Genomic DNA, 22,396 nt, shown 5'->3' on the forward strand with positions numbered 1-22,396 from the left:
TTCAGAAATATAGCCAATCACTAATTAATAGACAATGTCTGTTTTTGTAGGCTATAAAGCTTAGTAAATAAGCCATTTTTAGCCATTAATTGCTGATAATTGCCTTGTTCTACAATTGAGCCTTTATCTAAGACAATAATATTATCAGCGCCAATGATGGTTTTTAAGCGATGAGCAATAACAATGACAGTTCTATCTTTTACTAGATTAGCAATGGCTTCTTGAATATAAACTTCATTTTCTGGATCCAAAGAAGCGGTAGCTTCATCAAGCAAAATAATAGGTGCATTTTTTAATAATGCCCTCGCAATTGAGATACGTTGTCGTTCACCGCCAGAAAGTTTACTACCGTTTTCACCAATTAATGTATTCCAACCATCTGGTAATCGAGCTACTAGTTCGTCACATCTAGCAATTTTAGCCGCTAGTTTTACCTCTTCATCAGTAGCATTATGCCTACCAATTCGAATATTATTCATGATAGTATCATCAAACAATACCACCTGCTGAAAAACAAAAGCCATTGAATGCATTAATGTTTCCGGATCTATTTGCTTAATATCTTGATTATCTATAGTAATTTTTCCTGAAGTTACATCCCAGAAACGTGCAATCAACTGTAATAAAGTACTTTTACCACTACCAGATGGTCCAACTAGTGCTGTCATTTTTCCTTCAGGTATAGTGCAACTTACATTATTAATAACACTTGTCTGGTTATAGGAAAAATTAATCTGATCAATATTGATATTATAATTAGTAAAAGTCACATCATCTTTACCTTCCATAATAGTCTCATTTTGCAGACTCTTCATTCTATCGATAGAAACCAGCATATAGAACAGTTCAGGTAATAATGTTAAAACTGAAATTAAAGGACTATAAATTCGTGAGCTAATAATTACAAAGGCAATAAAAGTAATTGGATCCAAACTTCCAGAAACCATTAAAGTTACTCCGAGTAAAACAACAATACCTAGACCCACTTGTAATGTCATAGTAGACAAAGTAACAATAATTCCACCTATTCCTTCAAACTTAATCGATGCCCACATCATATTTTTCAAAGCTTTATCTAAGCGCTGGAATTTTTTACCACTTAACCCAAAACCTTTTATGATTTTTATACCATCGAGATATTCTTGAACCTCATCGGAAACGGCTAATTTAGCTTGAACATGTTTTTCACCCAATTTTTGTTCGAGTCTTTTACCGGCAACAACAATAATAATAGCAATCGGCAGAGTACAAAAAATAGCTGCAGCCATCCGCCAATCATAGAATGCTAATAAGCAACAAGTTATTAGACTACTAACGGAATATCCTATTAATTGCGGTATAACGTGACTAAGCATATTTTCAATAACCGCACAATCACCCATAATATTTGCAGTAAGTTCAGAAAGATCTTTTCGATTAAAAAAGCTTAGTGGTAATTTGCGAAGTTTTTCAGCGACCGCAATTCTAGTATTGGCCGCTTGACTAAAAGCATTAGCGTAAGTCTTTTTATATTCTCTTTTATAACAGATTAAGAACAAAATTGCCGATAACACGCCTAAGCCTGCCATTATCCAAAGATAATAAACATTCACTTGTATTTGATTAGTTAAAGGCTCAATTAACAACATGATTACCTGTAATAAAATTACAAAGGGCAACATTAATGTCAAATTGGATAAGGTACAAGCAATGATAGCTTGATTAAGATTTTTACTTTCTATATCTGACAACATCAATATTTTTTTAAACATTTGCAACTCCATCATTATGACAAGAGTGATCTGAATGACAATTTTTAGTAGATTTTGGCTGATCCATTTGCCAATCTAATGTTTGTCTGTAATATTGCCACATTTTGTAATAGGTATTTTGTTTATCAATAAGTTGTTGGTGGGTTCCTTTTTCAACAATACTTCCTTTATCTAATACCACAATTTGATCGGCATCTTTTATTGTTGATAGACGATGAGCAATCATAATAACGGTTTTACCTTCCATTAATACTTTTAAGGCAAGTTGAATTTTGTATTCATTTTCAGGATCAGCAAAAGATGTAGCCTCATCAAGAATCAATATAGGTGAGTTTTTTAGTAATGCTCGAGCAATTGCTAATCGTTGCATTTCTCCACCAGACAAATGCAATCCTTTAGAGCCTATTACAGACTGATAGCCATCTGGTAATTTTTCAATAAAATCATGACACTGAGCAGCTTTAGACGCGGCAATAACTTCGTCTAGATCGGCGTCTGGTTTGCCGATTTTAATATTATCTAAAATTGTTTGCTTAAAAAGAAAAACATCTTGAAACACAAAGCTAACTAATGACAATAAATATTCACTACTCATTTGTTTGATATCTACACCACCAATGGTTATTGATCCTTCTCCAGGATCAAAAAAGCGCGGAATAAGTAATGAAATGGTACTTTTGCCACTACCAGAAAGCCCAACTAATGCGGTCGTTGTTCCCTGTTTGGCAGTAAAAGAGATGTGATTGAGGGCATTACTTTCTAAAGAATCATTATCTTTATTCTCATTATAAGAGAATGTAACATCATTAAAACAAATGTCATAATTATCAACTTCAAGACCTGATTCAGGTTCAGCCAATGATTTTATATTGAGGACATTATCCATATTTTCAACACTTTTAACTGCTCTTTGAAAACCTTGTGATACATATAAAAGTTTGAAAAAAGGCGCAGGTAAAGCTAATGAGAAAATTAAATAGAAAATAGATGACAAAATAAAATTGGCATAATTTTCTGTTGTACCTAGTAATAAAATCATTACTGGAATAATAAAAAGATAGATATTATTTAATATGAGCAAAAATAGTGCCATATGATATTTAAAACAATCTATAAATTTAAGGCAATATTGTTGATAAGCTTTGATCGATTCATAAAAGCGTTTAAAAGAAAAGAAAGTTTGATTAAAAGCTTTAACCACTGTTATACCACGAATATATTCAACTGATGCATTACTCATATCAATTAATCGGGTTTGGAACTCTTGCATATTGTTTTTAATTTCTTTACGACGATAACCGCTTTTCAAAACAATATAAGCTAAAATGATTGGTACCAATGTTGCCAAGCCTAAACGCCAGTCGAAAATGGCTAAAATAATAAAAATAATAATTGGAGTAGCAAATGAGCCAATCATATCAGGCAGCTGGTGTGCAATAAAAATCTCTATTTTTTCAATATCATCATCAACAATTTTTCGTAATTCACCACTTGAATGTTTAGTGTAAAATCCAAGAGGCAAACATGATAAGTATCGAATAAAATTGTACTTTAAATGATAAAGCGTTTTAAATGCAGCAATATGCGAAAGACAAAGTGCAACAAAATTTAAAAATATAGATGATGCCGCAGCAATAAAAGCTACCCACCCATAATCGATAATAAGTTCATTATTTAATGTAGTGTTGTTGGTTAGACTGATAATAATTTCATAAACAATGTAATATACTGAAATAAAAGGAATAAAAGCAGTAGCGACGCTTAAGATTGAAAATAAACAAGATAAAATGATAAGTATTTTATATCGAAAAGCAAGTTGCCAAAGACGAGAAGTAGGATTGTTATTACACGTTTTCATAAAATGAACACTCCATTGTGGTAATAATAATCATTATCAGTTATAAATTTTAAAATAACAATTACTTTTGCCCCTACTTTGATTTATCTTAGCTATTACTATTATAGATATTACAGACAAAAAAAAGACTATCCTATTTATGACTAAATAATAATATTGTAAATAAGATAGTGAAAAATTTGATTATTCTTGTAATTAAGAATAATTATTTGACAACTCGGAAAGGATTAACTGGCTTCGGTTTAACATTTTCTGCTGGTTTATTCGCACCTTCTCTGAGAGCTTTATAATATGGTTCATCCTCAAATCCCATACCAACACCATTTTCACGAGCATAAATAGCTTCAATAGCCGCCATGGGTACAACAATATGTTGAGGTATACCAGAAAACCTAGCATTAAATTCGATTTGTTCATTATTAACTAAATATTGGCCAACCGATTGTGGAGCAATATTAAGTACGATTTGATTATCTTTTATAAACTCTTGCGGTACTAATACACCATATACAGAAGTATCAACCACAATATACGGAGTTAATTCGTTATCTAATATCCAGTCATAAAAAGCCCGAAAGATATAAGGGCGACGAGGAGTCATGTTATCAATTTCCATAACGGCTACCTTGTTTAATTGCTAATCTGTCGTTAGATAAAAAATAAACTATTATGCTCTAATTTTCTTTTCATCTTCAGTTAAAGAGTTTATAAAAGCTGGTCGTTCAAAAATGCGAGCCATATAAGCAAGATAATTCTTCTCGGCTATTTTTGGCAACTCAATACCAATCATAGGTAAACGCCAAAGTAGAGGAGCAAAATAACAATCACATAATGTAAAATCATCACTCATAAAGTAATCTTTTTCTTTAAACATTATGGAGATTGATACTAGATCATCAAGTAAATTTTTACGTGCTTGTTTAGCAGCTTCGCTGTCCGGATTAGCTAAAATTGTTTCGTAAGCGCTATACCATTCTTTCTTAATGCGATACATGGTTAATCGAGAATTCGCTCTTACAATTGGGTAAACAGGCATTAACGGTGGATGAGGAAAACGTTCATCCAAATATTCTAATGCAATATGTGGTTCATATAAGGTAAGGTCACGATCAATTAGTGTTGGAATTGAACCGTAGGGATTTAAATCCAATAATTCTTGAGGTAGATTATCTGCTGTAACAAACTCGATCTCAGCTGTTACCCCTTTTTCTGCCAACACAAAACGAATCTGATGGCCATAAATATCTGTTGTATCACAAAATAATGTCATTACAGAACGTTTATTAACAGCAACAACCATGTTCACTCCAAATATGCAAAAAGTTTAAATAAGTTTATATTAATGACTATTCTAACAAATTGGATAACAAATTTGTTAAAAAAAATGAATTTTCTTTTTGTTTTTTCTCAGATTTGTATTTTTTTCGTCTTAGAAAAAGATTATATTTTTAGATGAGAATAAAATATTTATGATATATCATATTGAATAATAATAAATTATTTTTATTTAGGTGGTTGTTATCTAAATTTATATAGTAATAAATAAAACAGAAAAAAAACCCAGCTTGCGCTGGGTTTTTGAAACAAATTTGTAACGTAGCAATTAACGTTTGCTGAATTGTGGACGACGACGAGCTTTGCGTAGACCCACTTTTTTACGTTCAACTTGACGCGCATCACGAGTAACAAAGCCCGCTTGACGTAATGAAGAACGTAAAGTTTCATCATATTCCATTAATGCACGAGTAATACCGTGACGAATTGCACCAGCTTGACCTGAAATACCACCACCTTTAACAGTAATGTAAAGATCAAGTTTGTCAGTCATTTCAACTAACTCAAGCGGTTGCATAACAACCATACGAGCTGTATCACGACCGAAGTATTGCTCTAATGAACGTTTATTAATAACGATATTTCCACTACCTGGTTTGATAAACACTCGAGCAGCGGAACTTTTGCGGCGACCTGTACCGTAATATTGATTATCAGCCATCTTCTATCCCCTTAAATATCTAATACTTGCGGTTGTTGTGCCGCATGATTGTGCTCACTACCTGCATAAACTTTTAGTTTACGGTACATTGCACGACCAAGAGGACCTTTCGGTAACATGCCTTTTACAGCAATTTCGATGACTTGTTCAGGATGACGTTCAATCATTTCTTTAAAAGTCGCTTCTTTAAGTCCACCGATGTAACCAGTATGACGATAATAGATCTTATCAGTGCGTTTTTTGCCTGTTACAGCAACTTTTTCTGCATTGATAACGATAATATAGTCACCTGTATCAACATGTGGTGTATATTCTGCTTTGTGTTTACCACGCAAACGGCTTGCGATTTCAGTAGCTAAACGACCTAACGTTTTACCTGCTGCATCAACAACATACCAGTCGCGTTTAACTGTTTCTGGTTTAGCTGAAAAAGTACTCATTCGTATTTATCCAAATTTTAATTAATCTCACGTTAATAAATCATTTGATTTATTTACACTTTTTGATTGCTACTATTAACTAACTAACCCCTTCGAGTTGCTATACTAATTTTGACAATCGAAAACAGTGTTGGGAAGAACACTGTTGTAACGTGGGTGGCAATATTATACAGAAATATTATAAAAGCGCTAGAACTTATAATAAAAAAACCATAGCGATAAAAAACACTAACTGCTACACTTTTAGCTAACCTTTAATTACACGATATCAATTGATGAAAAAATTAATTCAACTTACCGAAAAAGATTATATAAGCAAAGGACTACATAGAAAGTGCTACCACCATCCAGATGATCCGAATAAATGTATCAAAGTGAATTATAATGATGGTGCCGAAGAGGAAACAAACCGTGAAATTGCTTATTATAAACATCTTATAAAACGCAAAATATCGTGGGATGTTTTAGCAAAATATTATGGCCCAGTAACAACTAATTTTGGACAAGGACATGTTTTTGAATTAATTAGGGACTATGATGGGAAAATTGCTACACCGTTAGAAAAATATCTCTTTCACGAACAATTAACTCAACAATATTATAGTGAGTTAGTTGTATCACTTAAAGCATTAAAAACAGCGTTATTAAAAGATCGAATTATTACCATGACAATCAAGAGTAAAAATATTTTATTTCAACATTTGTCATCTGAAAACAATCGCTTAATCATTATTGATAATATAGGTAATTCAACCTTTATTCCGATTGCTAATTATGTCGGATTTTTTGCCAAAGCAAAAATAGAACGCACTTGGCAACGTTTTTTGTCATCACTTATTAAAGAAAATCAATATAACAATTTAATAACTAAGTTAATTGATGAAGTGAATCATTAAGTCTAACTTCGGCAATAGTACCTGTTTGACGGTCCTGCCGATTTCTTAATGTAAATTGCCCATGATGTAATTTAGTAATTCGATTAACGATACTTAAGCCAAGCCCTATTCCATTATGTTTACGATCCATTCGGAAGAAGGCTTGGGTTAAATTTTCAGTCTTTGATTCATCAATACCACAACCTTCATCTTGAACAGTAATAATAATATCTTGAATGTCTTTATAAAAGCATATCGTAATTTTACTTTTAGTCGGACTATATCGATAACTGTTTTCAACAAGATTGCGAATCAGTAAACGAATCAGAGTAGCATCGCCACTAAAAGTAATCTTATTAGTAATTTGCCATTCAATCGTTTGTTGTTTCTGTTCTGTTAATTCAGTTAACTCATCAAAAAGCGGCATTTGAATATCATCATAAAAATTAATTTTTTGATACTGACCTAACGTAAATTTTTGACTAGCCCTAGCAAGCATTAAAAGTTGTTCTACGGTATTGACTAAACGATCTATACGTTCAATTAATTCACGACAATCGATTTTATTTTTTGCTTCAAGTAATTCTAAATGCAGACGAATACCAGCCAATGGTGTTCTCATCTCATGAGCAACATCGGCAGTGAATAGACGTTCTTGCGAAAGAGCATTATTGAGTCTCTCAAATAAATTATTCAATACCTGTGTAATCGATCTGATTTCGCGCATATTACTAATTGGTTTTATCGGCTTAAGATTATCCGCGGTTCTTTGATTTAGATCCTTTTCCAGAATCTCTAAAGGTTTAGTAATCCATTTAATAGCTTTATAAGCTAAAAATAATGTCACAGCCATCATAGAAAAAGCTGAACAAAACAGAGCAAAAATAGCCTCTAACTCCTCGTGCTCAACTACTTCGTCGATTTTATTTTTACTTAATGTTAAATTAACTAGAACATCAATTTGCTCTTTACTTTCATGCCATAACCAAAATACCGTAATAATTTGGCAAATTAACATAATAGCGCCTAAAGTAAAAAAAAGATTCCAACGAATACTATGACGTATCTTAGTCAAGGATTTTTCAATCATAAATTTATCATTCACTAAATATAGAATAATAGCTAATTATCAATATTGAGTTGATAACCATATCCACGTACAGTTTTGATTAAATGTTTACCTAATTTATTTCGTAACGCATGAATATAAACCTCAAGCACATTTGAACTAGGATCACTTTGCCAATCATATAAATCATTTTGCAATAAATTACGATGTACTTTTTCTCCAGCTTTTAACATTAATCTAGACAATAAAATAAACTCTTTAGGTGTTAATATAACTTCTTGTCCATTTAATGTCGCTGTTTGTCGTTTAATATCAATGCTAATCGGGCCATAATTAATAACATTATCAGCTGTTCCTTGATTTCGACGAATCAAAGCCCTGACTCTTGCTAGTAATTCAGTTAAAGCAAAAGGCTTAATTAAATAATCATCAGCACCAAGATCTAAACCTTCTACTCTATCTTCAATAGTATCACGAGCAGTTAAAATAAGGACAGGAACCTCAATTTGTTTTTTACGCCAACGAGTGAGTAAATCTAAACCATCGCAATCTGGCAATCCCAAATCAAGAATAATTAAACTGAATTGCGAAAACTCTATATGTTCTTCCGCTTGCTTACCATTAGATGCCACTTCACAAACATAGCCATCAGACGTTATACCATCGTATAACCCTTTTTGTAATAAACTATCATCTTCGACTATAAGTATTTTCATTATAGTTCAACCTTAAGTAGATTTGAAAAATACCCTAGCTAGCATAGTTAACTAGTATATGCCTAACCTTAAACAACTTAAATTTTTAATCATTTATAAATTTTGGAATATAGAAACCAAAATTTTTTAATTAAATAAACTGATATAAAACTTAATAACATACCAACTAGAATATCTAGTGGCCAATGAACCCCTAAGTAGATACGACTCCAACAAACAAGCAAAGCAACTACAGTAGATAAATAAGCAAACGATTTAAATTGCTTTTTATAATTTAAATAAATAGAAAAACAGATAGTCCAAATAAAAACAGCATGCTGACTCGGTAACGAACTGGTTTTATCATGAGTTAAAAAATTAGTACCAACATTAAGTACAAATGGCCGTGGCGAATAAAATAGATGCCTCATAATAAAAGTAACAGTTAGCACCAATGCTAAACTTATTAAAATTTTTATCACCAATGTTCTATATACTGGTTTGTATATACAGTATATTGCTAATAAGCCAATAGGTAGCAATATTAAGTAATTAGCACAAAACACAGCAAAAAGAATAAACAACTTCGAAGCGTGTTCTTGAGCATTAATTAATAAAAAAAGATGAGTGTTCATATTAAGTAACATATCAAAACCAATATTGATAATATTTACTTATAATTTAGCAAACAAAGCTTAAAAGAACCTTAATAACCTTTTTGACTTTTTTAGAGATGTTTTGCTCAATACTATTAAAACAAACCATCTAGCTATTTTTTGCGAGAAAATAAATGATATTTTGGTAATACTGATACTGTAAAATCAAGTGTGGCACAAATAATAAAATAAACCATAATAACAAACAAAAAAATCTCTGTAGGATAAATCATACTACGATTATTAATTTGGGTAGCAATAAAGGTAAACTCTGCAACACCAACGATATAAGCTAGAGAGGTATCTTTAATTAATGATACCCACTGATTAACAAAGGAAGGTAACATCATTTTTAATGCTTGTGGCAAGATAATAAAAATAATGACTTGGGTTTTCGTGAAACCTAATGAAAAAGCTGCTTGCCATTGTTCTTTGCCAATAGCTACCATTCCTGCATGAACAGAATGACCAATGTATGCACCACCAATTAATGATAAAGCAAAAATCACAGTAGTGATAGCTGGCACATCAATATTTAATAAAACTGGCAATAAAAAATAAGTCCAAAATATGAGCATAATAACGGGAATCGCTCTTAAAAAACCTAATACAATAACTAAAAGTTTACGTAAAAATCCGTCACAAACCGTTAAACCGACTCCCGCGAAAATACCCAAAATGGTCGAAAAAACAATAGCAGCAAAACTCATTAACAATGTTAATACTACGCCACCAGGGAAATTACCAAAAATAAGATAATCGAGATTATGCCAAATAATTTCAAAACCCTTAAAATCCATAACGTATTAGACCTTGCCTATTTGTAAATATTTTGATTGATAAATATTGCCTAGGGTACCCACAATAACAATAGCGAAAATATATAAAAAAGTTGCTACTGCAAAATCCTGAAATGTTTTTAACGATTCGGTTTCTACTTGACGAGAAACATAAGATAGTTCTAACACACCTATTGCCATGGTTAGCGATGAGTTTTTGATAATATTCATATATTGACCGATCAATGGAGGAAAAGCGATACGAAAGCTTTGCGGTAAAATAATAAATCGCATACTCTGCCAACGAGTGAGACCTAACGCTAATGAGGCTTGTTCTTGTCCATTACTCACCCCCATAATACCAGCCCGGAATTCTTCAGCAATAAAAGCACTGGAATAACATGTTAAACCAATTAAACCAATAATAAATTCAAAAGATGGCATTTTTAGAGTGAACAAAAACAGTTGAATTTCTGGTTCATCAAATAACCATAATTTAAACTCAATCGGTAACAAATTACCAATACCAAAATACCAGAAAAAAAGTTGCGGTAGTAATGGCGAATAACGAAAAATGGCGTTATATCCAATAACAACGCCTTTGATAATTTTAATATGACTTTGCTGAGCAATAACTAATAAAAATCCTAATGTGGTAGAAAAGATAATTGTTAAAAAAGAGATAGCCATAGTGACTAAAAAACCATCCCACAACCACCACCAATAACGTGGCGCTAGTAATTGCTCAAACATGCTTTATTGACCTTTACCTATTTTGAAATCACCACGAGGCATCGCAGAATTTGTATCTGGACCAAACCAGCGGTTATAAATAGTTAATGCTTCACCATCATTTTCAAGTTTTAACAATATTTGATTAACTTTTTCTTTTAAACGAGTTTCACCTTTTGGAACACCAACAGCTTGATATTCTTCAGTAATACTAAATGGTGAAATTTCAAAAACAGCACGTTGTTCTTCTGGGACATTTGCAAGTAAACCAATTAACTTAGCATCATCTTGAGTAATAGCTTGTACCACTCCATTACGTAATGCGGCAAAAGCAAAAGGCGTATCATCATAAGAAATCACTTTAGCGGTTGGGAACTTTTCACGTAACGTAATTTCCATTACAGTCCCTTTATCAGCCCCTATACGAAGATTTTTAAGATCATCAGCTGTTTTTAACAATCCTTTTTTAGCCACAAACTTCTGACCAGTGGCAAAATAAGGCAAACTAAAATCAACTGTTTTAGCTCGCTCATCAGTAACCGTAAAGTTGGCAACGATCAAATCCGCTTTTTGCGAGGTAAGTAATGGAATACGATTAGCTGGATTAGTTGGAACAAGTTCCACTTTTACATTTAATGCTTTAGCTATTTCATTAGCATAATCAACATCTAGCCCGGCAATTTTATTGGTTTTTTCATCAATAAATCCAAACGGAGGATTACTATCAAATACAGCAATCTTAATCTCACCTCGTTTTTCAATATCGTCTAAACGATCTGCATAAGCAGTGTTCACGCCTAATAGTGTGCTAATCAAAGCTACAGCTGTTAATGATTTAGTTAGAAATTTCATGACAACATCCTTAATAAGAGAGGTATTTACATAAAAAGTCTAACAATAAATAGTCTTTAGGATAAATAACAAATATTTACATCTATATAACTATTGGTTATATAGATTCTTAAATTTATATTAAAAAAGCCCCAAGAAGGGGCAATAGACATCTAAATAAATGAAAAGCAAAATTACGAATCTATAGGTTTTACTTTACCTAATAAGAAAATATAGTTAAACATTCCTAATATGAGTAGGCCTGCTGAAAAAATTAGTGCCCAGGTAAAAGAACCTGTTGCTGCAACAAGAGCTCCCGTAATAATTGGACCAAATGCTCCACCAAAATTTGAAATAGTATTTTGTAAACCGGCAACAGTAGAAACCATATTTTTAGGCGCCACATCGCCAGGTAAAGACCAAACTTGTGAAGCAGCTACAGCTGTACCTGATCTAGCTATACACAACAATACCACAGTCAGAACAACAGAATCTGTTAATGGAGCAAAACCAACACATAAAGCCATACACATACCAATCAATAAAATTGATTTACGAGTAAAAGATAATGAAAACTTTTTACTACTATGCATACGATCCGAAATCCATCCAGCTGTCATTTCAGCGGCCATACCACAAAGCAATGGAAGTGTAGCAACAAATCCCATTTTAATTAATCCCATACCTTTTTCTTGTACTAAATAAGTTGGTAACCAAGTGATAAAGAAATATGAAGTATAGTTAATAGTAAAGAATCCTAAACACATTGCCCAAATTGGTTTGTATCTAAGTAATTGATACCACTTCATCGCAGCACCTTGCTCAATGCCGTGTTTTTGAGCTTGACCTTCACGAATATAATTGATTTCAGCTTGATTAATCATTCGATGTTTTTCTGGTGAATCTGAATAATAAATCATCCAAAATAAAGCCCAAATAATACCGATACTACCAAAAATACAAAATGTAATTCTCCAATCAAATAAGTACATTAACCAAACAATTAGTGGCATAGCTACCGCACCACCAAATTTTGATGCACTATCAAATAATGCTGACACAAATGAACGTTCTTTATCTGGAAACCATCTAGATGCGATACCCGCGTTACTTGGATATGCAGCAGCTTCTCCAGCACCTAAAATAAAACGCATACATAACAATGATTTAAAGCCTGTAGCAACACCCATACACATAGTTGCTACAGACCACCAACCTACAGCCCATCCTAATGTTTTCTTTTGTCCTACTTTGTCCGCTAGCCAACCAGCAGGAATTTGTAAAAGAGCATAGGTCCAGAAAAATGCTGACATAATCCATCCCATTTCACTTGGTGTTAAACTAAACTCCTTAATTAAATGGGGACTTGCAGCTGCTATAATTGCTCTATCTAAATAATTTACTGCAATCGCAGCCCACATTAACCCAGCAATAATCCAACGAATATTTGATTTTTTTTGTGGTACTAAATCCATAATAGACCTCACTATATTTTTAAAATATAGACTTAAAGCTCATTAACTATATTTACTGGTCTTTGACCATGAACAATAGAATTAATAATATTTTCGACACAACTTTTCCCTATTTCACTTACTGCACCATCGGTATAACCGGCTATATGAGCGGTTCCAATAAAGTTTTCGAGTGAAAATAATGGGTGTGTAATTAAAGGTTCTTGAACGAATACATCGGATGCTGCGCCTGCAATAATATTTTCAGACAATGCAGTATAGAGATCATCCTCATTAACAATTCCGCCACGTGATAAATTTAAGAGAAAAGCACTTGATTTCATTTTGCGAATAAGTGAAAGATTAAATAAATTATTGGTGGATTCGATTAAAGGCATATGAATTGAAATAAAATCACTTTGTTGTACAAGCTCATCTAAACTGACATATTTAACACCATTTTCCTTGGCGAAATTTTCATCAGGATAAGGATCATAAGCTAATATATTCATATTAAATCCCTTGGCCCTTAACGCTACTTGCTTGCCAATATTACCTAATCCCAAAATACCTATTGTCTTTCCATAAGCATCGGTAGCAAATATTCTAGGCCACTCACCTTTTACTGTTTTACTCACTGCTTGAGGTAATTGACGAGCGGCACCAAGTAGAAGAGTGAAAGCAAAATCAGCAACAGCATGTTTATTTGCATTGGGAACATTAACTGCCCAAATATTTCTTCTTTTAGTAGCTTGTAAATCGATATTGTCAACACCAACCCCATGTTTACAAACAATTTTTAAGTTAGGCGCCAATGATAGTAGCTCTTCATCGATTTGTGTGAACGCAACAATCATTGCTACTGTATCTTTTAAATGAGGTTTTAACTCTTCCAAAGTAACATCTGCAGGAAAAGCCAAAAATTCAAAGCCATTTTTTTTAAGATTATCTATCGGCGTAGAATCATACTTGGCAAATGAAGGCGATGTAGAAATAACTTTCATACTAAATATCCTTATTAATACTTCAATACTTGAAAGTAAAAGCTGTTATTTCTCTAAAAATGACAGCTTTTAATTGCAAAGATTACAATTTGCTAACAATCTCTTTGATAGCGTTAATGTGTTCATCCGTAAACTCAATCGGATAGCGACTAACGCCAACTTCTTCTCCCATTAAAGTTAGCGCTTTTTTTACAGCCGCAGGAGAAAATACTGTTGCATATAAATTTTTCCTTAAATCGCCTACAGCATCTTGAGCTGCTTTAGATTTATCAAGATCACCTGCTTTAAAATTTTTCCAGATTGCATTGATATAGCCGGGTGCAACATTAGCAAGCCCTGAAATTGAACCAACTGCACCACCAACAAACCCTTGATATATCAATGAATCAGGACCAGTTAATACATCAAAGTTATCTAAACTATTTGCAACATCAAGAAATGCTTGCAAACTTTCAGCACTTCCTGCGCTATCTTTGATACCAGCTATGTTAGGATGTTCAGCAAGTTTGGCGGCGGTTTCAGGTAAAATAGTGTTACCTGTTCTGGCAGGAATGTTATATAGATAAACAGGAACAGTTAGTGCATCAGCAATTGTTGAATAATGATAGATTAGCTCTTCTTGTTTCAATGGGATGAAATATGGCGCAATTACTGATACCGCATCAACACCTAATTTTGCTATTTCTTTGCCAAGTTTTATTGTTTCTCGTGTTGAAATTTCACCAATGTGAGCCATTACTGGTGATCGTCCAGATATTTCATCTACACAAACTTCGGTAACTTTGATCTTTTCTTGCTGTGTTAAAACAAAAAATTCACCATTCGTACCATTACAAAAAACACTATTACCATTATTTAATTGGCGTTGAACCTGTTTGCGCATTCTTTTTGGGCAAAAATCACCATTTTCATCAAACGTTGTGACAATGGCGGTTAAAATTCCTTCAATTTTCTTACTCATATGTTTACTCCTTTAGGATAGGTTTCTTAGAACAGAGATTGATAAATAGCTAGAACATCTTGTTTAGAGACTTGTTTAGGAACGTTATTCATGAGGCGTTTTACGTCTAAAGCAGATTCAACAAGATATGGTAAATGTTCTGGCGAAATATTAAGTTCTTGTAATTTTGTAGGTAGGGCTAAACGCTTTACTAATTCTTTAAAATAACTGACCAGTGCATGCGATTTGTCTTCATCAGTTAAATTTAGGTTTGCATCTGGTAATAAGTCATAAGCTTGAGCAAATTTTTCAACCACCGCATCACGTACAAACTCCATGCAAGGAACAAGTAAAATGGCATTTGCCACACCATGAGGAATATGGTATTTACCGCCTAGAGGATATGACATAGCGTGAACTAAATGTGTACCAGAATGAGCAATCGCAGCACCACCATAGTATGAAGCCCAAAGCATATTCAGTTTTGCTTCTAAATCAGTTTTGTCATTTACTGATCTCTCAAGAAACTTAAATAATTTATCCATACCAATTAAGGCATAATTATCACCAACAGGATTGGCTATACTAGCTGTAAAGCATTCAATTAAATGACACAAAGCATCAATACCTGTAGAAGCAGCAATATGATTTGGCATAGAAATAGTTAATTCTGGAATCAAACACACATAATCAGGCAACATAACTGGTGAAATGATGCCTTGTTTAGTAGATTTCTCAGGAATAGCCAAAATAGCATTTGGAGTTGCTTCTGAACCTGTTCCAGCTGTAGTTGGGATAAGGATAGAGGTACATCTTTTAACTGGTTTCACACCTAACAATAATTGTTCAAGAGTCAATTGATTCTCTTTAGCACATAACACTGAAATTAATTTAGCAACATCAAGAACACTGCCTCCACCGACACCAACAACTAGATCAGCATTAGCTATTTTCATTCGGTTTAATAAATTTGTGACATCATGATGACTAGGTTCTGGCGGAATATCATCAATGAGAGTGAAATGAGGAACTGTATCTACAATTGTTTTTATTAATTTAGTTACCACTGGTAAATTAATAATATTTTTATCCGTCATAAATATGATATGACGATGTTGTTTAAATAGAAAATTAAGATCATTTAATACACCTTGTCCACTTAAGACAGTACTGTTAATGTGCATAGTTAACTCCAATCGATTGCAATATAAATGAGTATTAAAAATCATATTGATTTAATTTAATCATTTAATGTTATTTTAAGTTCGCGTATTGATCAATTTTAATATTATAAAACTATGATCCAGATCACATTATGACTAAAATGATTTATTTTAATCATTTTAGTTGTTTTTTTGATTAAATAATCGGTATAATCCTAAAAACAATTTTTTTTGAGTAAAATTAATCAATGATAAAATTAATAATTGCAGACGATTTCACTGGTTCTAATGACGCTGGTGTACAACTTGTTAACAAAGGGTTTATTGTAGATGTTGTTTTTGATTGGCGATCTAAACAGCCTTTAAAAACTCATCTTAATGATAAGAAAATTACGGTTGTTAATACTGAAAGTAGAGCAATCGAATATCACGAGGCCCAAGATAGAATTAAACAAGTTATTTCAAATAATCCACACTTACGACCTATTTATAAAAAAATTGATTCAACTCTACGTGGTAATATAGGTGGGGAAATAGAAACATTACTAGCGACGACTCAAGTTAAATTTGCTTTAGTTATACCTGCTTTTCCTAATATGAATCGTATAACTAAGAATGGGAAATGCTATGTTAACGGTATTGAATTAATCGATACCGAATTTGCTACTGATCCTAAAACACCTATTTGTTCATCTCATATTAAAACAATTATAAAACAGCAAACAGATTACCCATGTGAAGAAATCAATCTAAATGAAGTAAGAACGCATCAAGTAACAAAACGTATTGAAAACTTTGTAACTCAAGGAACTAAGATCATCATCATCGATGCAGAAACAAATCATGACTTAGAAACAATTATTGAGGAAATTCAGGGATTACTAGATAATATTTTACTAGTTGGCTCGGCAGGATTGGTTGATTTTCTTTCGCCATCTATAACAGAAAAAACACCAAAAATTGAAAGATTAAGCATAAAGCCAATGTTAGTCATTGCTGGATCAATGAGCGAAATTACTCAACTACAAATAAATTATACCATTCAAAATGATAACAAATGGAATATCGTTGATCTAAAAATATCGGATTTATTACCAGAACTATCAGCAACTACATTAGTAACATATAAGAATAAAATTCAAGAAATACTTAACGATAATCAACATTGTATTGTCAGAACCAGTACCAATAAACAAGAACGAGAAAAAATCGATTTATACTGCCAACAATATCAATTATCAAGAACCGAATTAGGTGAAAAAATCTGTAGTGGTTTAGGATTATTAGTTAAAAACTTAAAGTTTGGTAATTTATTTTTAACTGGTGGGGATGTAGCTATTTCCGTTGCTAAATCGTTGGGAGCAATAGGCTTTATAATCGAAGGACAAGTTTGTGAAGGTGTTCCTTATGGTAGATTATTAAGCCATGAAAATTTAGATTATCGTGTATTTACTAAAGCTGGTGGATTTGGAACAAAGGATATTTTTTTAAAATCATTAAGATTTATTTAAAGGAGATAAATTGTGTCAAAAATCATAGCGATAACTATGGGAGATCCAGCAGGAATTGGGCCGGAAATTATTGTCAAAGCACTACAATCAGATATTGTAAAAAATATAAATTCGGTTGTAATTGGTTCGGCTGATTTATTAAAAAAACAGTTAACAATGGGATTATTTAATAATGTTAATTTTAATATAATTGATAACGTGAGTGATGCTGACTTTTCAGAAAATGTCATCAATATTATAGATGTAAAATTAGAAGATATCGATTCATTGCAACCAGGAAAAATTCAACCACAAGCGGGAGATCTAGCTTATCGATGTGTAAAAAAAGCAACAGAATTAGCTCTTGCGGGCGAAGTTACGGCAATTGCAACAGCACCACTAAACAAAGAGGCACTACACTCGGCAGGACACATGTATCCAGGACATACTGAGTTATTAGCTAAACTCACTAATAGTAAAGATGTCGCAATGGTACTTTATACTGATTCACTAAAAGTGATTCATGTTACCACACACGTTTCACTACGAAACTTTTTGGATAAATTAAGTAGTGATAGAATTGAAAAAGTAATTAAAATTGCTGATGACTTTCTTAAAAAAGTAGGAATTTCTGATCCCAAAATTGCTGTAGCTGGTGTTAACCCCCATGCAGGAGAACATGGCCTATTTGGTGATGAAGAAATAAAATTTGTTACACCTGCTATTGAAAAAATGCGGCTTTGTGGCATTGATGCTATTGGTCCATGTGCACCTGATACAGTATTTTTACAAGCCCATCAAGGTAAATTTGATATGGTTGTCGCAATGTACCATGACCAAGGTCATATCCCACTTAAATTATTAGGCTTTTATGATGGGGTAAATATCGCAGCCGGACTACCATTTATTAGAACATCAGCCGATCATGGCACCGCATTTGATATTGCATGGCAAGGTATTGCAAAAGCCGATAGTATGATAGAATCAATCCGATTAGCGGAACTGTTATCATAGTGAACAATATTAATAAACATAGCAAAACAAAAAGGAGAATTTTCAGTGGGTAAATACAATCGACTTGATCAAATCATGGATTATCTTAAGATTCATAACTTAGTCACAGTCGAAGAGTTAGTTATAGCTACTGAAGCCTCTCCTGCCACAATTCGTCGTGATTTAATTAAATTAGATCAACAAGGAGTAATTAGTCGAACTCATGGAGGGGTTACTCTAAATCGTTTTATTCCTAGTCAACCAACTACATCTGAAAAAATTCATAAAAATTTTAATGAAAAACAGCTTATTGCAGATGTTGCAGCCGAACTAATAAAAGCTGGAGACTCAATAGCGCTTGATGCTGGGACAACAACTTTGGAAATTGCTAAAAGAATTACCCAAATGCCTGTCAGAGTTATTACATCAGATTTGCATATTGCTCTTTTTTTATCTGAGTTTAAACAGATTGAAGTGACCATCATTGGCGGTAAAATTGATGATAGTAGTCAATCATGCATCGGTGAACATGGACGTTCATTGCTACTACAAATTAATCCTGATATTGCATTTGTAAGTTGTAATTCATGGAGTTTAAGTAAAGGTGTAACTGCACCAACTGAAGACAAAGCATTAATTAAAGCAGGATTTGCTCAAAAGGCGGATAAAGTAGTACTTGTCGCAGATAGCAGTAAATACAATTCTTATTCTTTATTTACCTCTATACCACTCAATCGTTTTACCGATATTATTACCGATAACCATTTAGATACTGAAACAGTACAAAATCTTCAAAGCCAACCATTTAAGTTACATATTGCCAGTTAATATATTTCACAGATAAATCAATAAAAAATAAAATTCATTTATCTGTGATATTTGCCTTATTCTACAATTATCCAACTATTTCACTATCTACAAAAAAATAGGCAATTTCTCTTTCGGCGGATGAAATAGAGTCTGAACCATGTACTGCATTTTCTGTGGTGTTATCGGCAAAATCAGCTCTTAATGTTCCTCGCTCAGCGTTACTTAAATCGGTAGGTCCCATTAATTGGCGATATTGGTAGATGGCATCTTCACCTTCAAGCACTTGTACAACTATTGGACCAGAAATCATAAAATTAACTAATTTATCAAAAAAAGGCTTATTTTGATGTTCAGCATAAAAGCCTTCAGCTTGAGACTTTGTCAGCTTAATCATTTTCATAGCAATGATTTTGAGTTTTGCTTTTGATATTCGAGTTTCAATCTCACCTATGACTTGTTTGTTAACTGCATTGGGCTTAATGATTGATAATGTGCGTTGTATAGCCATATGAGAATTCCTTTATTAATCTGATATAAAAGTTAATCGAACAATTTGACCACTTTCATCTAATAATAATAAACGATGTATCCCCTTTTTGGTCACTGTTAAAGCAATTTTTTCATTATTATGGGAATTAGCTACTAAATCCCCATCTAAAAACCACCATTTTTCACCATAACCACCTTCTGGAATTAGATCAACAGTCACTTGATTAAATCCTGGTAAAGCTCTAATCAATTGTTTATCACGTAGCCCAACAATATTGAGAGAAGAAAAGATATCCTTACCCATTACAGGACATGTTTTATCTATTGGAGGTAATATTGATTTCCTTCGTTCTTTAGTTAGTAACCAATTTTCTAATGAAACAGGCCATAATGCTACCTGTTTTTTTTGTGCACCTAAACAATCAGCTGCGACACGTTCACCTCGTTCATTTACCCAAATATTTATCCAACCAGAACGGTAAATGTTGTTTTTCAATTCGCTATAAGTACTTAATGTTGGTGGTACCATTTTATCCAATACCCATGCTGTTTTTTGCCGATGACAATTCGCATCCGATTCTGGAAGAGGTTGTCCTAATGGCCAGCAGATTTTCATAGAAGAAACTGATTTAGGCATTTCATTATCAATAATAGGTCGATTCAAACGAGTTTCTCTGTTTAATAATATTGAATTCACTTGCTGTAAAATTGGCATTGCTGACATTGAACCATATTGTCCAGGAACAGGAGTACCGTCTGGTCGCCCTACCCAAACACCGATTAAGTACCTTGGATTGATTCCAATTGCCCAAGCATCCCGATAACCATAACTGGTACCAGTTTTATATGCTAATAAATTACTATTAATTAGCATTTGTCTTGTTATCCAAGCGCTACCATCAGAAATAAGTGGTTTATTTATTAAAGGTTCTTTTTGAGTAAATCGTAACGGACTCACCTCACCATGCCGAGCAAAGGCACTGTAAGCACTAACAAGATTATCCATTTTTAACGAAGCGCCACCTAATATATAAGAAATATTTGGTTCATTAGCAATAGAGGATAAGGGTAAACCAATACCAGCCAGTTTGGCGGTAAATCGCTTTGGACCATATAATTCAATTAACTGAACTGCTGGTAGATTCAGTGATTTACTTAATGCCTCTGATGCGCTAACAGGGCCATAAAAACCTTCATCAAAATTAGTTGGTCGATAATCTGACGTTATACGAGGAACATCTTGCAATAAAGATTCAGAATGAATCATACCCTCATCAATAGCAAAGGCATAAATAAATGGTTTTAATGTAGAACCAGGAGAACGTAATGAACTAATCATATCAATCTGGCCAAAACGTTCTTTATCATTAAAATCAGCAGAACCTACATAGCCTTTTACAGTCATATCAGTATGGTCAACAACTAAAATAGCCAGTGATGTTTTAGGAGGTAACTGTTTTTTACGGTTAATCGCTAAATCTTCTAAATTATACTGGATAGACACATCAATGGTTGAATGTATAATATCCTCATTAGGATATTGCTGTTTTAGTCGATAAGCTAATAATGGAGCCAACTGCGGAGTCTTTCGTGGATAAACCCAAACCTCATCTCGTCGGACTTGTTCAATCAAATCATTTGACCATATTTGATATTCAGCCAATCTATCTAGGACTTTGTTACGCGCTTGCTTAGCTCTTTCAGGAAACCGATCAGGTCGTAATCGACTAGGAGCTTGAGGTAAAACGGCTAATAAAACAGCTTCACTACGGGTTAATGCTTTGGGTTGTTTACCAAAATAAGACCAGCTTGCAGCCCCTATGCCTTCGATCGTGCCACCATAAGGTGCATGATTAATATATAAAGTTAGAATTTCTTTTTTACTATAATGTAATTCTAATTGAAAAGTACGAAAAATCTGTTTTAACTTACCAAGCAGTGTTCGATCATGAGGATATAATAACCGAGCCACTTGCATTGAAATAGTGCTGCCACCAGAAATAATTTTATCATTTGTTATATTTTGCCAAGCAGCACGTAGTAAAGAAATTGGGTTAATACCAATATGATCGTAAAAATAACGATCTTCATAATTTAATAAAACGTCTAGATAATAGTCAGGAACTTCATCAAGACTAACTGAATAACGCCAAATACCATTTTTATCAGCAAATCGCCATAATGGCGTTTCATCTTCAGCGATAACAGTCTGCGTAGTTTTATTTTGTGAAACAGATAATGGAAAAAGATAATCAGCAACAAAAAAGCTGCCAACGAATAAAACTAGTAATATCAATAAGAATTTAAATAGTTTATAAAAGCACTTTTTCATTATCGTTATTATATTATCCAGCTAAATTTATTTAGAAAT

General features: G+C 33.0%; 22 protein-coding genes. 4 read left to right on the plus strand and 18 right to left on the minus strand.

Features of this window, described 5'->3' with window-relative positions:
• Positions 1-20: 20 nt before the first annotated feature.
• The 6 genes from H3T83_RS07335 to rplM all read right to left on the minus strand — a co-directional run bounded on the left by H3T83_RS07335 (position 21) and on the right by rplM (position 6,045).
• Complete coding sequence (locus tag H3T83_RS07335) at positions 21-1,751, minus strand: ABC transporter ATP-binding protein (RefSeq protein WP_198215445.1); 1,731 nt, start codon at positions 1,749-1,751, stop codon at positions 21-23.
• Complete coding sequence (locus tag H3T83_RS07340; RefSeq protein ID WP_198215446.1) at positions 1,744-3,609, minus strand: ABC transporter ATP-binding protein; 1,866 nt, start codon at positions 3,607-3,609, stop codon at positions 1,744-1,746. Before H3T83_RS07340 ends, H3T83_RS07335 begins: the two co-directional genes overlap by 8 nt.
• Before the next feature lie 205 nt (positions 3,610-3,814).
• Positions 3,815-4,225, minus strand: coding sequence for a ClpXP protease specificity-enhancing factor (locus H3T83_RS07345; RefSeq protein ID WP_198215447.1), 411 nt, complete (start codon positions 4,223-4,225; stop codon positions 3,815-3,817).
• Between the two features lie 51 nt (positions 4,226-4,276).
• Positions 4,277-4,909, minus strand: coding sequence for a glutathione S-transferase N-terminal domain-containing protein (locus H3T83_RS07350; RefSeq protein WP_110453601.1), 633 nt, complete (start codon positions 4,907-4,909; stop codon positions 4,277-4,279).
• Between the two features lie 303 nt (positions 4,910-5,212).
• Positions 5,213-5,605, minus strand: coding sequence for a 30S ribosomal protein S9 (gene rpsI, locus H3T83_RS07355; protein ID WP_034901366.1), 393 nt, complete (start codon positions 5,603-5,605; stop codon positions 5,213-5,215).
• A gap of 11 nt (positions 5,606-5,616) precedes the next feature.
• Positions 5,617-6,045 (minus strand): 50S ribosomal protein L13, encoded by a 429-nt coding sequence (gene rplM, locus H3T83_RS07360; protein WP_034901369.1) that lies wholly within the window; start codon positions 6,043-6,045, stop codon positions 5,617-5,619.
• A gap of 275 nt (positions 6,046-6,320) precedes the next feature.
• Between rplM and H3T83_RS07365 the strand changes: the two genes are divergently transcribed.
• A complete protein-coding gene (locus H3T83_RS07365) occupies positions 6,321-6,941 on the plus strand; it encodes a YrbL family protein (RefSeq protein ID WP_065614287.1) in 621 nt (206 codons plus the stop codon).
• On the opposite strand, the gene pmrB is transcribed toward H3T83_RS07365, so the two are convergent.
• From pmrB to H3T83_RS07415, 10 genes are all read right to left on the minus strand, one after another.
• Positions 6,913-8,010 carry a two-component system sensor histidine kinase PmrB gene (gene pmrB, locus H3T83_RS07370; RefSeq protein ID WP_198215448.1) on the minus strand — a complete coding sequence of 366 codons (1,098 nt, stop codon included), beginning with the start codon at positions 8,008-8,010 and terminating at the stop codon, positions 6,913-6,915. The two genes, H3T83_RS07365 and pmrB, sit on opposite strands and share 29 nt — an antisense overlap.
• Positions 8,011-8,042: 32 nt before the next feature.
• The gene (gene pmrA, locus H3T83_RS07375) at positions 8,043-8,705 is read right to left on the minus strand and encodes a two-component system response regulator PmrA (protein ID WP_034901372.1); all 663 of its coding nucleotides are present in this window, start codon (positions 8,703-8,705) and stop codon (positions 8,043-8,045) included.
• Positions 8,706-8,794: 89 nt separating this feature from the next.
• Positions 8,795-9,331, minus strand: coding sequence for a phosphatase PAP2 family protein (locus tag H3T83_RS11580; RefSeq protein WP_370528020.1), 537 nt, complete (start codon positions 9,329-9,331; stop codon positions 8,795-8,797).
• 122 nt (positions 9,332-9,453) lie between these two features.
• On the minus strand, positions 9,454-10,140 hold the full coding sequence (locus H3T83_RS07385; RefSeq protein WP_198215449.1) for an amino acid ABC transporter permease: 687 nt from the start codon (positions 10,138-10,140) through the stop codon (positions 9,454-9,456).
• A gap of 6 nt (positions 10,141-10,146) precedes the next feature.
• Positions 10,147-10,872, minus strand: coding sequence for an amino acid ABC transporter permease (locus H3T83_RS07390; protein ID WP_198215450.1), 726 nt, complete (start codon positions 10,870-10,872; stop codon positions 10,147-10,149).
• 3 nt (positions 10,873-10,875) lie between these two features.
• Positions 10,876-11,703, minus strand: a complete 828-nt coding sequence (locus H3T83_RS07395; RefSeq protein WP_065577995.1) for an ABC transporter substrate-binding protein — start codon at positions 11,701-11,703, stop codon at positions 10,876-10,878.
• Between the two features lie 173 nt (positions 11,704-11,876).
• Positions 11,877-13,157, minus strand: coding sequence for an MFS transporter (locus tag H3T83_RS07400; protein WP_065650881.1), 1,281 nt, complete (start codon positions 13,155-13,157; stop codon positions 11,877-11,879).
• A 32-nt stretch (positions 13,158-13,189) separates the two neighbouring features.
• Complete coding sequence (locus H3T83_RS07405) at positions 13,190-14,140, minus strand: phosphoglycerate dehydrogenase (RefSeq protein ID WP_086365214.1); 951 nt, start codon at positions 14,138-14,140, stop codon at positions 13,190-13,192.
• A gap of 82 nt (positions 14,141-14,222) precedes the next feature.
• Positions 14,223-15,101, minus strand: coding sequence for a dihydrodipicolinate synthase family protein (locus H3T83_RS07410; RefSeq protein ID WP_065650883.1), 879 nt, complete (start codon positions 15,099-15,101; stop codon positions 14,223-14,225).
• Positions 15,102-15,127: 26 nt separating this feature from the next.
• Positions 15,128-16,264, minus strand: a complete 1,137-nt coding sequence (locus H3T83_RS07415; protein ID WP_198215451.1) for an iron-containing alcohol dehydrogenase — start codon at positions 16,262-16,264, stop codon at positions 15,128-15,130.
• Positions 16,265-16,491: 227 nt separating this feature from the next.
• Between H3T83_RS07415 and H3T83_RS07420 the strand changes: the two genes are divergently transcribed.
• Genes H3T83_RS07420 through H3T83_RS07430 form a run of 3 tightly spaced genes read left to right on the plus strand, consistent with a single transcriptional unit; the run spans position 16,492 to position 19,554 of the window.
• Positions 16,492-17,754 (plus strand): four-carbon acid sugar kinase family protein, encoded by a 1,263-nt coding sequence (locus tag H3T83_RS07420; protein ID WP_198215452.1) that lies wholly within the window; start codon positions 16,492-16,494, stop codon positions 17,752-17,754.
• A 12-nt stretch (positions 17,755-17,766) separates the two neighbouring features.
• On the plus strand, positions 17,767-18,747 hold the full coding sequence (gene pdxA, locus H3T83_RS07425; RefSeq protein WP_198215453.1) for a 4-hydroxythreonine-4-phosphate dehydrogenase PdxA: 981 nt from the start codon (positions 17,767-17,769) through the stop codon (positions 18,745-18,747).
• Positions 18,748-18,792: 45 nt separating this feature from the next.
• Positions 18,793-19,554: a DeoR/GlpR family DNA-binding transcription regulator gene (locus tag H3T83_RS07430; protein WP_086357046.1), complete on the plus strand. Its 762-nt coding sequence runs from the start codon at positions 18,793-18,795 to the stop codon at positions 19,552-19,554.
• Positions 19,555-19,621: 67 nt separating this feature from the next.
• On the opposite strand, the gene ndk is transcribed toward H3T83_RS07430, so the two are convergent.
• Together ndk and pbpC are read right to left on the minus strand one after the other, a co-directional pair.
• Complete coding sequence (ndk, locus tag H3T83_RS07435) at positions 19,622-20,044, minus strand: nucleoside-diphosphate kinase (protein ID WP_086357045.1); 423 nt, start codon at positions 20,042-20,044, stop codon at positions 19,622-19,624.
• 15 nt (positions 20,045-20,059) lie between these two features.
• Positions 20,060-22,357, minus strand: coding sequence for a penicillin-binding protein 1C (pbpC, locus tag H3T83_RS07440; RefSeq protein ID WP_198215454.1), 2,298 nt, complete (start codon positions 22,355-22,357; stop codon positions 20,060-20,062).
• Between the last annotated feature and the right edge of the window lie 39 nt (positions 22,358-22,396).

Source organism: Gilliamella sp. M0320, assembly GCF_016101635.1.
In the GTDB taxonomy this organism is placed as follows: Bacteria; Pseudomonadota; Gammaproteobacteria; order Enterobacterales; family Orbaceae; genus Gilliamella; species Gilliamella apis.

Excerpts from the sequence above, each read along its gene's own strand:
- H3T83_RS07335 (WP_198215445.1), bottom strand. The coding sequence starts at position 1,751 with ATGTTTAAAAAAATATTGATGTTGTCAGATATAGAAAGTAAAAATCTT.
- H3T83_RS07340 (WP_198215446.1), bottom strand. The coding sequence starts at position 3,609 with ATGAAAACGTGTAATAACAATCCTACTTCTCGTCTTTGGCAACTTGCT.
- H3T83_RS07345 (WP_198215447.1), bottom strand. The coding sequence starts at position 4,225 with ATGGAAATTGATAACATGACTCCTCGTCGCCCTTATATCTTTCGGGCT.
- H3T83_RS07350 (WP_110453601.1), bottom strand. The coding sequence starts at position 4,909 with ATGGTTGTTGCTGTTAATAAACGTTCTGTAATGACATTATTTTGTGAT.
- rpsI (WP_034901366.1), bottom strand. The coding sequence starts at position 5,605 with ATGGCTGATAATCAATATTACGGTACAGGTCGCCGCAAAAGTTCCGCT.
- rplM (WP_034901369.1), bottom strand. The coding sequence starts at position 6,045 with ATGAGTACTTTTTCAGCTAAACCAGAAACAGTTAAACGCGACTGGTAT.
- H3T83_RS07365 (WP_065614287.1), top strand. The coding sequence starts at position 6,321 with ATGAAAAAATTAATTCAACTTACCGAAAAAGATTATATAAGCAAAGGA.
- pmrB (WP_198215448.1), bottom strand. The coding sequence starts at position 8,010 with ATGATTGAAAAATCCTTGACTAAGATACGTCATAGTATTCGTTGGAAT.
- pmrA (WP_034901372.1), bottom strand. The coding sequence starts at position 8,705 with ATGAAAATACTTATAGTCGAAGATGATAGTTTATTACAAAAAGGGTTA.
- H3T83_RS11580 (WP_370528020.1), bottom strand. The coding sequence starts at position 9,331 with ATGTTACTTAATATGAACACTCATCTTTTTTTATTAATTAATGCTCAA.
- H3T83_RS07385 (WP_198215449.1), bottom strand. The coding sequence starts at position 10,140 with ATGGATTTTAAGGGTTTTGAAATTATTTGGCATAATCTCGATTATCTT.
- H3T83_RS07390 (WP_198215450.1), bottom strand. The coding sequence starts at position 10,872 with ATGTTTGAGCAATTACTAGCGCCACGTTATTGGTGGTGGTTGTGGGAT.
- H3T83_RS07395 (WP_065577995.1), bottom strand. The coding sequence starts at position 11,703 with ATGAAATTTCTAACTAAATCATTAACAGCTGTAGCTTTGATTAGCACA.
- H3T83_RS07400 (WP_065650881.1), bottom strand. The coding sequence starts at position 13,157 with ATGGATTTAGTACCACAAAAAAAATCAAATATTCGTTGGATTATTGCT.
- H3T83_RS07405 (WP_086365214.1), bottom strand. The coding sequence starts at position 14,140 with ATGAAAGTTATTTCTACATCGCCTTCATTTGCCAAGTATGATTCTACG.
- H3T83_RS07410 (WP_065650883.1), bottom strand. The coding sequence starts at position 15,101 with ATGAGTAAGAAAATTGAAGGAATTTTAACCGCCATTGTCACAACGTTT.
- H3T83_RS07415 (WP_198215451.1), bottom strand. The coding sequence starts at position 16,264 with ATGCACATTAACAGTACTGTCTTAAGTGGACAAGGTGTATTAAATGAT.
- H3T83_RS07420 (WP_198215452.1), top strand. The coding sequence starts at position 16,492 with ATGATAAAATTAATAATTGCAGACGATTTCACTGGTTCTAATGACGCT.
- ndk (WP_086357045.1), bottom strand. The coding sequence starts at position 20,044 with ATGGCTATACAACGCACATTATCAATCATTAAGCCCAATGCAGTTAAC.
- pbpC (WP_198215454.1), bottom strand. The coding sequence starts at position 22,357 with ATGAAAAAGTGCTTTTATAAACTATTTAAATTCTTATTGATATTACTA.